Source organism: Oscillibacter sp. (genome assembly GCF_028693505.1).
Classification (GTDB): Bacteria; Bacillota; Clostridia; order Oscillospirales; family Oscillospiraceae; genus Oscillibacter.
This window is the reverse complement of record NZ_JAQUVF010000041.1, coordinates 1-13,082: the sequence shown is the minus strand read 5'-3', so window position 1 is coordinate 13,082 and position 13,082 is coordinate 1. Positions and strand designations below refer to the sequence as shown.

Sequence of the window (13,082 nt, the reverse complement as noted above, 5' to 3'; positions counted from 1 at the left end):
CCTGACGGACAATATGAAGAGCGTCGTTTTGCGCCGCGGCCTGGACGGCCAGCCGGTGTGGCAGAAGGATTATGAAGCCTTTATGCGGACGGTCTGCTTTGAAACGAAGCTCTGTAAGCCCCGCCATGCAAAGTTTCGCGGATGTCGTAGCCGTCGAGCCGCTTCTTGATCTCTTCGCTGTGATCCTGCTTTGCTTTGTCTGCAAAGCCTCGTTGAGCAGGATGCGGGTGAGCCACGTTTCAAAGAAAGCGTCCTCCCGCAGCCCCCGCAGCGAGCGCAGCGCTTGATACACCGCCTCGTCCACGGCCTCCAGCGCGTCCGCCTCGCTGCCGACCATCAGGTACGCTGCGCGGTACAGCCGGTTTCGGATTGCTTCGGTCCGGCGGGCAAATTCCTCTTTGTCCATGGGCGCCCCTCCTTCCTTCTCTCTATTAGAGTCTTTGGCAGGCGATTTTGTTCACGGAGACGAAAAAAAACCGGTACGGCAGATGCCGTACCGGCTCACAGCGGAGAAAACTCCCGTCACGCTCTGGGGTGGGCCTTTTGGTACACGTCCTTGAGCTGGCGCTTGACCACGTGGGTATAGATCTGGGTGGAGGAAATGTCCGCGTGGCCCAGCATCTCCTGAATAGAGCGCAGGTCCGCGCCGTTTTCCAGCAGGTGCACGGCGAAGGAGTGGCGCAGGGTGTGGGGTGTGATGTCCTTTTCGATGCCCGCCCGCTCCTGATAGTATTTGATGATCTTCCAGAAGCCCTGCCGGCTCATGCGCTCGCCGTTCATGTTGACGAACAGGGCCGTCTCCTCCCCGTCCGCGATGAGCTGGGGGCGGATGTTTTTCACATAGTCCACCAGCGCCTTGACGGCGGTGTGGTACAGGGGGATGATGCGCTCCTTCCCCCGGTTCACGCAGCGCAAAAAGCCCGCCGCCAGATTGAGATCGTCCACATTCAGCGAGATCAGCTCGCTGACCCGGATGCCGGTGGCGTAGAGCAGCTCCAGCATGGCGTGGTCACGAAAGCCCTTGGCATCCACGCAGCGGGGCTGCTCCAAAAACAGCTCCACTTCCTTGTTGGTCAAAATCTCGGGGTACTTCCGCTCCACCTTGGCGGCGGTCACGCCCCGGGTGGGGGTGGCGGACACCGCGCCATCCGCTAGCAGAAAATTATAAAAGGACTTGACGGAAGCCAGAAACCGGGTGACGGAGGCGGCGGATTTGCCCCGCCCCAGCATCCAGTTCATGTAGCTGCGGACCATCTCGCTCTCGGCCTGGCGCAGGGTGCATTCCTGAATGCTTTGCAGGTACTCCGAAAACTGGGTCACGTCCCGCAGGTAGGAGCTGATGGTATTGACGGAGGCGTGCTTCTCCTCCGCAAGATACGCGCCGAAGCGCTCGATATCATCCATTGTCAGGAAATTCACCCTCTCTTCTAAATCGCAAGTTGCCCAAGGACCAGCCCCAGCAGGTGGGGCGAAAGCGCAAGATCCACACACATGCCCGCCAGCAGCGCCAGGATGGACGCCGCAAAGCGCAGCCACCACTCCCTGCCGTATCTGCCCGCGATGGCCGCCCGGTGCCCTCTCCCAAAGGACGCTCTGGCCAGCTGCGCAGAATTTTCCATCGACGGGACCGCCAGCAGGAAAAAACAGGGCAGCGTTACAAGGCACCGGATGCCGGATACCGACAGCGCCAGAAGGACGCCGCCTGCGCCGAAGGCCGCCGTGAAGCAGCAGACGGAGTAGGACAGGAAAAAGCCGAAGGCCAGCGCCGCGCAGGGCAGCAACGCCACCCCAACGGAGGCGAACCCCAGCAAAAACGCCAGCAGCGGATACCGCAGATACAAAACCAGCGCCGATAAAACAGCTCTGGCGGACGTGGCGTCCTGGTTATCCAGATGTACATAGTCCGTCAGATACCGCCGCAGCTCTTCACCGGTGGCGTCCGGCACCCGGGACAAGACGACCTGTCCCAAAACCACACCGCCGAAAAAGAAGAGCGATAGAAGCAGCAGCGGAAATAGCGCAGACAACGCCCCGGGGTTCTTTCGTTTTTTCCAGTTCAAGCCGACTCACCTCGCTCCACTCTATGAGCGCGGCGGCGACTTTATACGAGGCAGTTAACGTAAACTCGGTACTTTTTAATATAGTGCAATTTCCTGATTTTATCAAGGAATTTGCCGGAAATACTTCTTTTTTGGAATTTATGACAAAATGTTATGTAAACAACGTTATGTTAACTACGAAAACAAGCAAAGAAAAAGGCCCGGTCGGCGGCATCAAAAGACTATATCTGGTGCCGCCGACCGGAAATTTGTCCCATATTTGCGGAAGGGTCCCCTTCCCTCTTTTTTCAGGGCATGGCGGGGCGCGGCGGGGTGTTTTTCTCGTTTTTGTAAGTTCTCACAATGCTCAGCGGCGGCGGCGTTTGCCCTTTCGACCGCCCAGCAGGCCCGCCGCAACACCGCCGCCCAGTACGCAGCAAAGCAGCACGCCGCCATGGCCCGTCCACGTGATGCCGTCCCACCACAGTGCGCCGCCGGCAATCAAAACGACGGCGAACGCCGCGGCGGAAAGAAGGCCCCCCGGCAGCGTGCCCCACGGAGAGCGGCGGGCGGGCAGCAGACTTCCCGCAGCGGTGGAGAGAAATGCCAGCGCCGCCGTCACGGGGAAGGCGGTCCCCTCCCCCAGTATGCCTTTGACCACCAGCAGCGCCAGCAGGAGCTGGCCCAGCAGGTAAAGGAGGAGAGACAGGGCCGTGCCCTTCAAAAAGGGCGCCCAGACCGGTTGTTGCTTTTTCGTTTTTCCCATAAAAAAACCTCCCTCGGAATATGCTTTCTATCCAAGCATATTCCGGGGGAGGTCCGGTTTATAACCTTATTCCTTGTTGGTTTCTTCCTCAGGAGCGGGGATTTCGTCCACCGGCTCTTCGGGCAGCTCTGCGGAAGCGTCCGTGCTCTCGCTGTCCTTACCGGCGTCCTTTTTGCCCTTTTCGGGCTGCTCGTTGGTCTGCACACCGACGGTGGAAACGGCCCACTTGGCAAATTCCATGCGGACGCGGTCCTCGCCGGTCTCCACGATAATGGTGTCGCCGCCGACAGAGATGACCTTGGCCACGATGCCGCCGATGGTGGTGATGATATCACCCTTCTTCAAACCGTCCCGCATCTCCTGTGCCTTCTTTTTCCGCTTGTTCTCGGGGCGGATCATCATGAAGTACATGAGTCCAAAGAGGACGACCATCATTAAAATTGTTGAGGTTCCCTGATCCATGTTGCAAGACTCCTTTTCCTTTTGTAAATTGACAGTACTGCCATTATACCAAAGTGGGCCGTTTTTGCAAGAACTTTTTTGCACAGTTATCCCAGCGGGCTTATACGCGCTCCTCCAGCCGACCGCTGTATCGCGCCCGGAAGGCGGCGAAGGTGCCCTGATCCAGGTTTTCCCGGATGCGCTCCATCAGCTCGTTGTAGAAATACAGGTTGTGCAGCACTGCCAGCCGCAGCGCCAGCACCTCGTCCGCCTTGAAGAGGTGGCGCAGATACGCCCGGGAGAAGCTGCGGCACGCGGGGCACTGGCAGCTTTCGCTGATGGGGCGGGGGTCCGCGGCGTACTTTTCGTTGAGGATGTTCACGGTGCCCTCCCACGTGAAGAGCTTGCCGTGGCGGCCGTTGCGGGAGGGCATCACGCAGTCGAAGAAGTCCACGCCCCGGCTGACGGCCTCGATGATGTTGCTGGGCGTGCCGACGCCCATGAGATAGCGGGGCTTTTCCGGGGGCATGTGCGGCTCCACCACGTCGATCATCTCGTACATGATCTCCGCCGGCTCGCCCACGGCGAGGCCGCCGATGGCGAAGCCGTCGCAGTCGATCTTGGCAATTTCCTTCATGTGCCATGCCCGCAGGTCTGCAAAGGTCGCGCCCTGATTGATGCCAAAGAGCATCTGCCGGGGGTTCACCGTTTCCGGCAGGGTATTCAGCCGGTCGTGCTCCGCCTTGCACCGCTCCAGCCAGCGCAGCGTCCGCTGGCAGCTGGCCTCGGCGTACTCGTGGGTGGCGGGGTTTTCCACGCACTCATCAAAGGCCATGGCAATGTCGCTGCCAAGGTTGGACTGAATGCGCATGGATTCCTCCGGCCCCATGAAAATCTTATGCCCGTCGATGTGGGAGGAGAAATACACCCCCTCCTCCTTGATCTTGCGCAAAGACGCCAGCGAGAACACCTGAAATCCGCCGGAATCCGTCAGGATGGGGCCGTCCCAGTCCATAAAGGCGTGCAGCCCGCCCATCTGGCGCACCAGCGTGTCGCCGGGGCGCAGGTGGAGGTGGTAGGTGTTGGAAAGCTCGATCTGGCAGCCGATCTCCTTGAGATCGTGGGCGGAGACGCCGCCCTTGATGGCCGCCTGTGTGCCCACATTCATGAATACCGGCGTTTGCACCGTGCCGCCGTGGGCGCAGGAAAACTCGCCGCGGCGCGCGCGGCCCTCGGATTTGATGACTTTGAACATCTGGTTACTCCTCAGTCGATTTTTGAAGGGCCGTCAAACGGCCCGGAACGCCTGCGCGAAGAACCACCAAGCTTCCTCAGCTGAGGAACATGGCGTCTCCGAAGCTGAAAAAGCGGTACTTTTCCCGCACCGCCTCCTGGTAGGCATCCAGCACGTGCTCCCGTCCGGCAAAGGCGGACACCAGCATGATGAGAGTGCTCTCCGGCAGGTGGAAGTTGGTGACAAGGCCGTCCATCACCTTGAAGCGGTAGCCGGGGTAGATATAGATGTTTGTCCAGCCGGCGCTGGCGGTCATGGTGCCGTCCTCTTTGGCCCAGGTCTCCAGCGTCCGGCAGGAGGTGGTGCCAACGCAAATGCACCGCCCGCCGCTCTCCCGGGTGCGGTTAATGAGGTCCGCCGTCTCCTGGGAGATGACGCAGTACTCGCTGTGCATGGCGTGGTCGGTGATCTCGTCCTCCTTCACAGGGCGGAAGGTGCCAAGCCCCACGTGGAGCGTCACATACCCCACGCCCACGCCCATGGCGGAAATCTTTTCCAGCAGGTCCTTTGTGAAGTGCAGGCCCGCCGTAGGGGCAGCCGCGCTGCCAAGGACCTTGGAGTAGACGGTCTGGTACCGCTCCTGATCCTGCAATTCCTCCTTGATATAGGGCGGCAGGGGCATCTTGCCAAGATGCTCCAGCACCTCCAGAAAAATGCCCTCGTAGTCGAAGCGGACCAGCCGGTTTCCGCCCTCCACCTCGCCAACGACCTCCGCCGTCAGCTCACCGTTTCCAAACGAGAGCTTCGCGCCGGTGTGCATTTTCCGTCCCGGACGGACCAGACACTCCCAAACCTTCTCGCCCCGGTCGATGAGCAGCAGCACCTCGCAGGCCCCGCCGCCGGGCAGCCGCTGGCCCAAGAGTCGTGCGGGCAGCACCCGGGAATCATTCAGAATCAGGCAGTCCCCGGGCCGGAGGAAGTCCGGCAGCTCGTAAAAGTGGTGGTGTTCCACCTTTCCGGTGCAGCGGCTTAGCGTCATCAGGCGGGAGGTATCCCGCTTTTCGATGGGTGTCTGGGCAATCAGCTCCGGGGGAAGGTCGTAGTTAAAATCACTTGTTTTCATAGTTTTCCTCACTCGATGGTCACATCGGTAAAATAGAAATGGAGAATTTCCTCATAGTCCCAGCCCTGCTCCGCCATGGCTTTTGCGCCGTACTGGCTCATGCCCACGTTGTGGCCGTATCCGGTGCCGGTGATGGTGAAGGTGCCGCTTGCGCTGGATTTCACATTGCTGGCACTCCCCCCCAGCGTCGCCGTGCCGGACGAGGTGATGACGCTTGCGCCCTCCCCTTCCAGCTTGGAAACAGTCCCGCTGCCCGAGATCACGCTGGCGCCGTCAAGGCCCCGCAGCGTCTCCCCGGAGCCGTTGACGTAGTATCCCCCGCCAGTGGAAGGGCCGATGGACCCGCCGGAGGGCGCGCTGGCCCCGTTGATGGTAAAGCGCAGGCTGCGGACGGATTTATTGTAGGTACTGGAGTAAAAGATGGTGCGGCAGGTGTCGCCCTTGACGGTGAGCGTGCCGCCATCGTGTTCGAAGGTCACCTTGTACACGTTGCCCAAAGGCGTAAATTCCGATACATAGACGTTCCGGATCGTGCCCACGTCATAGTTCTTTTGCTGCAAGATACATGTCAGCTCGTCGGCGGTGTAGGTGACGGAGTAAGCGTAGTTTGGGATGGTGGTCTGGGATTCGTAGGGGTCCTGCTTGCCCTTGAGATAGCCCGTCTCCGTCCCCCAGACGTAGTAAGCGTCCTCCGTCGCGCCGCCGTCGGAGGAGTGGTACACCGCGTTGCGGATGGGGGCGCCGTCGTAGTACAGGCACTCCCCCGCCGTGTTGTCCACCGCTTCGTCGCTGGTGGCAGTAGGGCCCGCGCCGCCGCTGCCGACGCCGTAGTACACCTGACAGTCCGTCCCGGCGCACACGTCGAAGCCGTAGGAGGCAAGGTGCTTGCTCTCCCGACAGGCGAAGGTCCGGGCGCAGACCGCCTGCGCCTCCAGCGCGGAAAGGGGCCAGCTTCCGCTCATCTCATAGGGAATCACGCCCTTGACGTAGGTCTCCAGCTCCACCAGATTTGTAACGTTCAGATTGCCGCCGGTGATGCGCGGGTAGGAAAAGCCGCCGGGGTATTTGTAGCCCTTGAACCACGTGGCGGTCTCCCTGCCCTGGGGCAGAACGCCAAGGTCCAGCGTCCCCTGACAGTCAAACTCGAAGAGGACGTCCAGCGACTTGGTGCGCGTCACCAGCACGCCGGTGGCGGAGGACTGCTCCGCGCTGCCGCCTAGCTCCCCTGCGGCGCTTTGCGCCTCCTCCCGCGTCTCATACCCGCCCACGCGGACCACGTACGCGCCGGAAATCCACGCAACCCAGCCGTCCAAGTCCCCGGCGTCGCTTGCCGCGTCCTCAAAGGAGTCGTAGCCCGCAAGCTGGACGTGCCACGGTCCAAAGTACCGGAAGGTGCCCGAGGGCATTTCCCGGGAATACCCGCCGCTCTCACTCATATACATAGTACCGGCAGCGCTCATGGAAATGGCGGTCTCGTCCGTCTCGCCAAGGGAGACGAAGGAGCGATCCTCGTCGAAGTAGCCGAAGGCGTAGCCCTCCCCCACCGCGTTTTCCAGATTGGCGGAAAACAGTGCGTCGGAGCCGTATCGCAGCCCCACCTTCACCGTGTCATTCACCACGGCGGCGGCGGAAACCGTCGAACAAAGGAAAAATATCACAACGAAAGTTGTGGTCCAAAGCAGTTTTTTCATGGAACCTCCCAACGTCCAAACCTTGACGGAAACTGAAAAGTATGCTAATATACATACAAATGTCCGCCGTACGCAAACATTCAAAATAGAACCCTATTTTACATAGTATAGTACAACTCGGCGGCAGATTCAACCAAAAATCGACGAACGGGCAGATTGGCGCGTCGCCGCAACAACAAGCAGGAGGAACAAGGCATGAAACAGTATCAAGTCGGTATCATCGGAGGCACGGGCATGGTGGGCCAGCGGTTCATCACATTGATGGAGAACCACCCCTGGTTCCAGCTCACCGCCATCGCCGCCAGCGCCCGCAGCGCCGGCAAACCTTACGGTGAGGCCGTGGAGGGCCGCTGGGCGCTGGATATCCCCCTGCCGGAGGAGGCCAGAAAGCTAATCGTTCTGGACGCGGAGGCCGACGCGGAAAAAATGGCGGCGCAGGTGGACTTCTGCTTTTGCGCCGTGGACATGAAGAAAGAGGAGATTCGGGCGCTGGAGGAAACCTACGCCAAGCTGGAGTGCCCCATCGTCTCCAACAACTCCGCCAACCGCTGGACGGACGACGTCCCCATGGTGGTGCCGGAGATCAACGCGGACCACCTCGCCATCATTGACGCGCAGCGTAAGCGCCTTGGCACGAAGCGGGGCTTCATCGCGGTGAAGAGCAACTGCTCCCTGCAAAGCTATGTGCCCGCCCTGCACCCTTTGCGCAAGTACGGGCTGGAGCAGGTGCTGGTTTGCACCTATCAGGCCATTTCCGGCGCGGGAAAGACCTTTGAGCGCTGGCCGGAGATGGTGGACAACTGCATCCCCTACATCGGCGGCGAGGAAGAAAAATCCGAGCAGGAGCCGCTGAAGCTGTGGGGCCGGGTGGAAGGCGGCAAGATCGTGAAGGCCGACGGCCCCTCCATCACCGCCCAGTGCTTCCGGGTGGCCTGTCAGGACGGACATATGGCCGCCGTATTCATGAAGTTTGCGGATGGCAAGGCTCCCTCCATGGAGCAGATCAAAGCCGAGTGGGCCGCCTTCCGGGGTCCCGCCCAAGAGCTGAATCTCCCCTCCGCCCCCAAGCAGTTCCTCCACTATTTTGAGGAGGAGAACCGCCCCCAGACCCGTCTGGACCGGAATCTGGAGCACGGCATGGCGGTTTCCATCGGCCGTCTCCGGCCCGACAGCCAGTACGATTACAAGTTCGCCTGCCTGAGCCACAACACCCTCCGGGGCGCGGCCGGCGGCGCGGTGCTGCTGGCGGAGCTGCTGTGCGCCAAGGGCTATCTCCAGCCGAAATAAAGTCTTTTCTCTGTTTACGAAAGAAAGCGGATGCCAAATGCGGCATCCGCTTTTTGCGCGTTTAAAACGAATTTGATTAGAAAAGGAGCTGAAATATTGTGAAGGAACCTATCTTTACAGGCTCTGGCGTCGCAATCGTCACACCATTTCATCACGAGAGCGTGGACCTTGCCATCATGGGGCGGCTGCTGGACTTCCAGCTGGAAAACGGCACCGACGCCGTCATTGTCTGCGGCACCACCGGCGAGGCCGCCACCATGTCGTACCGGGAGCGGATGCGGACCATCGAATACTGCGTGGACCACGTGGACGGCCGGGTGCCGGTGATCGCCGGCAGCGGGTCCAACTCCACGGAAAACGCCATCGCCCTCTCTCGGGACGCCGAGCGGGTGGGCGCGGACGGCTTGCTGGTGGTGACGCCGTACTACAACAAGGCCACCCAGGAGGGCCTTGTGCGCCACTACAACCATCTGGCGGACGCGGTGTCCTGCCCCATCATCATCTACGACGTCCCCTCCCGCACCGGCGTGACCGTCGCCCCGGAGACTTACGCCCGCCTTTCCCGGCACCCCAACATCATCGGCGTGAAGGAGGCAGGGGGCGATCTGGGCAGCGTTCAGCGCACCCGGGCGCTCTGCCCGGAGGATTTCTACATCTGGTCCGGCAACGATGACGAGACGGTGCCCATCTGCTCTTTGGGCGGCAAGGGCATCATCTCCGTGGCGGCCAATATCATCCCGGCGGAAATGCACGCGCTGGTGGACCTTTGCCTCCACAACGATTTTCAGGCGGCGGGGGCGCTGCAAATTTACCTGAAGGACCTTTGCGACACCCTGTTTTGCGAGGTGAATCCCATCCCCGTGAAAACGGCCATGAATCTGATGGGCTGGGACGCGGGGGCGCTGCGGCTGCCCCTTTGCGAGCCGTCGGAGTCCAACCTGGACCGCATCCGGGAAGCTCTTTTGAAGTACGGCCTGCTGGAGGAAGGGCCTGCCGAGTGACGGGACGCAGGCAATAGGTCTTTAAAAAGCAGGCCCCCGGACGTACCGGGGGCCTGCTCTCATATGGAAGGGTCCGTCCGCCAATGGGCGGCAGTCCTTGCTTATCCGTTCAGCTTTGCCAGCATTTCGGCGCGCTGGGTGGCGATATACTCCTCGTAGGTGCCCATCTTGTCGATGAGCTGTCCGTCCACAAATTCCATGATGCGGTTTGCGATGGTCTCCACAAACTCATGGTCGTGGCTGGAGAAGAGGACGACGCCCTTGTAGTCGATCAATCCGTTGTTCACGGCGGTGATGGACTCCAGATCCAGATGGTTGGTGGGCTGGTCCAACACCAGCACGTTGGAGCCGTAGAGCATCATGCGAGAGAGCATGCAGCGCACCTTCTCGCCGCCGGAGAGGACCTTGACGGGCTTAAAGACGTCGTCGCCGGAAAAGAGCATCCGCCCGAGGAAGGAGCGCTTGAAGGACTCCGTGTTCTCCTCGGCGTTGTCGGCGGTGTACTGCCCCAGCCACTGGACCAGATTCAGGTCGCAGTCGTTGAAGAAGGCGGAGTTATCCAGCGGGAAGTAGCTGGTGGTGATGGTGGTGCCCCACTTGTAGGAGCCTTCGTCCGGCTCCATCTCGCCCATGACGATCTTGAAGAGGGTGGTTTTGGCGATCTCGTCCTCGCCCACGAAGGCGACCTTTTCGCCCTTGTTCAGCCGGAAGCTGACGTTGTCCAGCACCTTCCGCCCGTCCACGGTCTTGGAAAGATTCTCCACCGCCAAAATCTCCTTGCCCACTTCCCGGTCCATGGCAAAGCCCACGAAGGGATAGCGGCGGGAGGAGGCGGGCATTTCCTCCACCGAGAGCTTGTCGAGAAGCTTGCGGCGGGAGGTGGCCTGCTTGGACTTGGACTTGTTGGCGGAGAAGCGCTGCACGAATTCCTGCAGCTCCTTGATCTTGTCCTCTTTTTTCTTGTTCTGGTCCCGGACCATCCGCTGCATCAGCTGGCTGGACTCGTACCAGAACTCGTAGTTGCCCACGTACATCCGGATGCCGCCGTAGTCCACGTCCACGATGTTGGTGCACACGGTATTGAGGAAGTGGCGGTCATGGCTCACCACCAGAATCAGGCTCTCGCAATCCATCAGGAAATCCTCCAGCCATTCGATGGCCTGAATGTCCAGATGGTTGGTGGGTTCGTCCAGCAAAATGATGTCGGGCTTGCCGAAAAGCGCCTGCGCAAGCAGCACCTTCACCTTTTCCTTGGCGGTGAGGCTGGCCATTTCGCTGTACAAAATGTCATTGGAGAGGCCCAGACCCTGCAAAAGACGGCTCACGTCGGACTCGGCCTCCCAGCCGCCCATCTCGGCAAATTCCCCCTCCAGCTCGCTGGCCTTCACGCCGTCCGCGTCGGAGAAATCCTCCTTTTCATAGAGGGCGTCCTTCTCCTTCATCACGTCGTAGAGGTGCTGGTTGCCCATGATAACGGTGTCCAGCACGGAGTAGCCGTCGTACTGGAAGTGGTCCTGGCGCAAAACGGACATCCGCTCCGTCTTGGGGATGACCACCTCGCCGGTGCTGGGCTCCAGATCGCCGGAGAGGACGCGCAGGAAGGTGGTTTTGCCGGCGCCGTTTGCGCCGATGATGCCGTAGCAGTTGCCGGGGATGAATTTCAGGTCCACGTGCTTGAACAGCGGCTGACCGCTGAAGTTCACGCTGACGTCGTTGACAGTAATCATGATTGCTTCCTTTTAAAAAACGTATTTCATCGGAACAGCAGGCGCCGCGACTGCAACGTCTGCTGTTCTGATAATGTCAGATTAGTCCTTCAAGCCCTTCAGATGTGATCACTGATACATCTTCTAAATAGGCCCGGTAAAAGACCTTCTTGCCCTTTTTGATGATGACGCCCTCGCCCGCAAACTCCGATTGCTCGAAGGCGGCGGCAGCGTCCGTGACCTTTTCGTCGTTCACCGCAAGGCCGCCCTGCTGGATGAGCCGCCGGGCCTCGCCGTTGGAGGCGCAAAGCCCGCAGGCCACCAGCAAGCTGGCAGCGCCGATCTTCCCGTCCGTAAAGGCGTCGGCGGGAAGCTTGGTCTCAGGCATATGCTCGGAAGCGCCGCTTCCCCCAAAAAGCGCCCGGGCGGCGCTCTGGGCCTTTTCGGCCTCCTCCTCGCCGTGGATCATCTTGGTCAGCTCGTAGGCCAAAATCTCCTTGGCGCGGTTGAGCTGGCTGCCATCCCAGCGGTCCATCTCGTCGATTTGCTCCAGCGGCAGGAAGGTGAGCATCCGGATGCATTTCAAAACGTCCGCGTCGCCCACGTTGCGCCAGTACTGATAGAACTCGAAGGGGCTGGTCTTGTCGGGGTCCAGCCACACAGCGCCGCTGGCAGTCTTGCCCATTTTCTTGCCCTCGGCGTTCAAAAGCAGGGTGATGGTCATGGCGTAGGCGTCCTTGCCCAGCTTCTTGCGGATCAGCTCCGTGCCGAAGAGCATGTTGCTCCACTGGTCGTCGCCGCCAAACTGCATGTTGCAGCCCATGGTTTGGAACATATGATAGAAGTCGTAGGACTGCATGATCATATAGTTGAATTCCAGGAAGGAAAGGCCCTTTTCCATCCGCTGCTTATAGCACTCCGCCCGCAGCATGTTGTTCACGGAAAAGCACGCGCCCACCTCCCGCAAAAGGTCCACGTAGTTGAGCTTTAAGAGCCAGTCGGCGTTGTTCACCATCTGGGCCTTGCCCTCGCCAAACTCGATGAATTTTTCCATCTGCTTTTTGAAGCAGTCGCAGTTGTGCTGAATGATCTCCGGCGTCATCATGGAGCGCATGTCCGTCCGGCCGGAGGGGTCGCCGATATAGCCGGTGCCGCCGCCGATGAGGGCGATGGGGCGGTTGCCCGCCATTTGCAGGCGCTTCATCAGGCAAAGGGCCATAAAGTGGCCCACGTGCAGACTGTCCGCCGTGGGGTCAAAGCCGATGTAGAACACCGCCTTGCCGCTGTTGATCAGCTCTTTGATCTCCGCTTCGTCCGTCACCTGCGCAATCAGGCCCCGGGCCACCAGTTCTTCATAGCATGTCATGGTTCCAAACTCCCTTATCATGTATTGACAGAGTAAAAACGCCCTCTGTCCGGCAAAGGACAGAGGGCGTACAACGTACGCGGTACCACCTCTGGTTCACGCCGCCCTCGCGAAAGACGCCTCACGGAGTTCCAGCAAACTCCTGCGCGATAACGGGCGCTGCCGGAGCACGCCTACCGGGCCGTTTTCCGGCCGTTCGGGTGCCAGCTCCGCGGTGTATTCGCCGCCCGTCCCTCTCCTCTTTTCACCGTCCAGAGGCTCTCTTGGCAGGTCGTGGGTGGGTACTTCTCCGCATCCTCGCTGTATCATGTCGCATTCTAGCCGATTTTATTCCAATTGTCAACCGAAAAAGCGGAATTGCCGCATTTGGCGAGTTCTAATATAAAAATTAACCAGTAGATGGCTACATTTTCCAGTTCTTGCGTTTT

12 protein-coding genes are annotated in these 13,082 nt (G+C 60.1%); 2 read left to right on the top strand and 10 right to left on the bottom strand.

From position 1 onward, the window contains the following. From PHI30_RS09730 to PHI30_RS09695, 8 genes are all read right to left on the bottom strand, one after another. The coding region (locus PHI30_RS09730; RefSeq protein WP_300027168.1) for a sigma factor at positions 1–406 on the bottom strand (406 nt) is incomplete at its 3' end. A gap of 116 nt (positions 407–522) precedes the next feature. Next, positions 523–1,404, bottom strand: a complete 882-nt coding sequence (gene xerD, locus PHI30_RS09725; RefSeq protein ID WP_300027166.1) for a site-specific tyrosine recombinase XerD — start codon at positions 1,402–1,404, stop codon at positions 523–525. A gap of 23 nt (positions 1,405–1,427) precedes the next feature. Further along, positions 1,428–2,060: a hypothetical protein gene (locus PHI30_RS09720; protein WP_300027164.1), complete on the bottom strand. Its 633-nt coding sequence runs from the start codon at positions 2,058–2,060 to the stop codon at positions 1,428–1,430. A gap of 346 nt (positions 2,061–2,406) precedes the next feature. Continuing rightward, positions 2,407–2,805, bottom strand: a complete 399-nt coding sequence (locus PHI30_RS09715; protein WP_300027161.1) for a TIGR04086 family membrane protein — start codon at positions 2,803–2,805, stop codon at positions 2,407–2,409. Positions 2,806–2,871: 66 nt separating this feature from the next. Beyond that, positions 2,872–3,267 (bottom strand): preprotein translocase subunit YajC, encoded by a 396-nt coding sequence (yajC, locus tag PHI30_RS09710; protein WP_300027159.1) that lies wholly within the window; start codon positions 3,265–3,267, stop codon positions 2,872–2,874. Between the two features lie 100 nt (positions 3,268–3,367). Next, positions 3,368–4,501 carry a tRNA guanosine(34) transglycosylase Tgt gene (tgt, locus tag PHI30_RS09705; RefSeq protein WP_300027157.1) on the bottom strand — a complete coding sequence of 378 codons (1,134 nt, stop codon included), beginning with the start codon at positions 4,499–4,501 and terminating at the stop codon, positions 3,368–3,370. Positions 4,502–4,577: 76 nt separating this feature from the next. Continuing rightward, on the bottom strand, positions 4,578–5,603 hold the full coding sequence (gene queA / locus PHI30_RS09700; RefSeq protein WP_300027155.1) for a tRNA preQ1(34) S-adenosylmethionine ribosyltransferase-isomerase QueA: 1,026 nt from the start codon (positions 5,601–5,603) through the stop codon (positions 4,578–4,580). 8 nt (positions 5,604–5,611) lie between these two features. Beyond that, entirely contained in the window at positions 5,612–7,294 is a 1,683-nt protein-coding gene (locus PHI30_RS09695; protein WP_300027153.1) for a SpoIID/LytB domain-containing protein, read from the bottom strand. A gap of 195 nt (positions 7,295–7,489) precedes the next feature. Between PHI30_RS09695 and asd the strand changes: the two genes are divergently transcribed. Both asd and dapA read left to right on the top strand, forming a co-directional pair. Then, a complete protein-coding gene (gene asd / locus PHI30_RS09690) occupies positions 7,490–8,581 on the top strand; it encodes an aspartate-semialdehyde dehydrogenase (RefSeq protein WP_300027151.1) in 1,092 nt (363 codons plus the stop codon). Positions 8,582–8,679: 98 nt separating this feature from the next. Next, entirely contained in the window at positions 8,680–9,582 is a 903-nt protein-coding gene (gene dapA, locus PHI30_RS09685; RefSeq protein ID WP_300027148.1) for a 4-hydroxy-tetrahydrodipicolinate synthase, read from the top strand. A gap of 101 nt (positions 9,583–9,683) precedes the next feature. On the opposite strand, the gene PHI30_RS09680 is transcribed toward dapA, so the two are convergent. Both PHI30_RS09680 and tyrS read right to left on the bottom strand, forming a co-directional pair. After that, positions 9,684–11,309 (bottom strand): ABC-F family ATP-binding cassette domain-containing protein, encoded by a 1,626-nt coding sequence (locus tag PHI30_RS09680; RefSeq protein ID WP_300027146.1) that lies wholly within the window; start codon positions 11,307–11,309, stop codon positions 9,684–9,686. Between the two features lie 76 nt (positions 11,310–11,385). After that, positions 11,386–12,654: a tyrosine--tRNA ligase gene (gene tyrS / locus PHI30_RS09675; protein ID WP_300027143.1), complete on the bottom strand. Its 1,269-nt coding sequence runs from the start codon at positions 12,652–12,654 to the stop codon at positions 11,386–11,388. Positions 12,655–13,082: the final 428 nt, after the last annotated feature.

Bases quoted from the DNA above. Each gene is read 5' to 3' on its own strand.
- xerD (WP_300027166.1), bottom strand. From the start codon at position 1,404: ATGGATGATATCGAGCGCTTCGGCGCGTATCTTGCGGAGGAGAAGCAC.
- PHI30_RS09715 (WP_300027161.1), bottom strand. From the start codon at position 2,805: ATGGGAAAAACGAAAAAGCAACAACCGGTCTGGGCGCCCTTTTTGAAG.
- yajC (WP_300027159.1), bottom strand. From the start codon at position 3,267: ATGGATCAGGGAACCTCAACAATTTTAATGATGGTCGTCCTCTTTGGA.
- tgt (WP_300027157.1), bottom strand. From the start codon at position 4,501: ATGTTCAAAGTCATCAAATCCGAGGGCCGCGCGCGCCGCGGCGAGTTT.
- queA (WP_300027155.1), bottom strand. From the start codon at position 5,603: ATGAAAACAAGTGATTTTAACTACGACCTTCCCCCGGAGCTGATTGCC.
- PHI30_RS09695 (WP_300027153.1), bottom strand. From the start codon at position 7,294: ATGAAAAAACTGCTTTGGACCACAACTTTCGTTGTGATATTTTTCCTT.
- asd (WP_300027151.1), top strand. From the start codon at position 7,490: ATGAAACAGTATCAAGTCGGTATCATCGGAGGCACGGGCATGGTGGGC.
- PHI30_RS09680 (WP_300027146.1), bottom strand. From the start codon at position 11,309: ATGATTACTGTCAACGACGTCAGCGTGAACTTCAGCGGTCAGCCGCTG.
- tyrS (WP_300027143.1), bottom strand. From the start codon at position 12,654: ATGACATGCTATGAAGAACTGGTGGCCCGGGGCCTGATTGCGCAGGTG.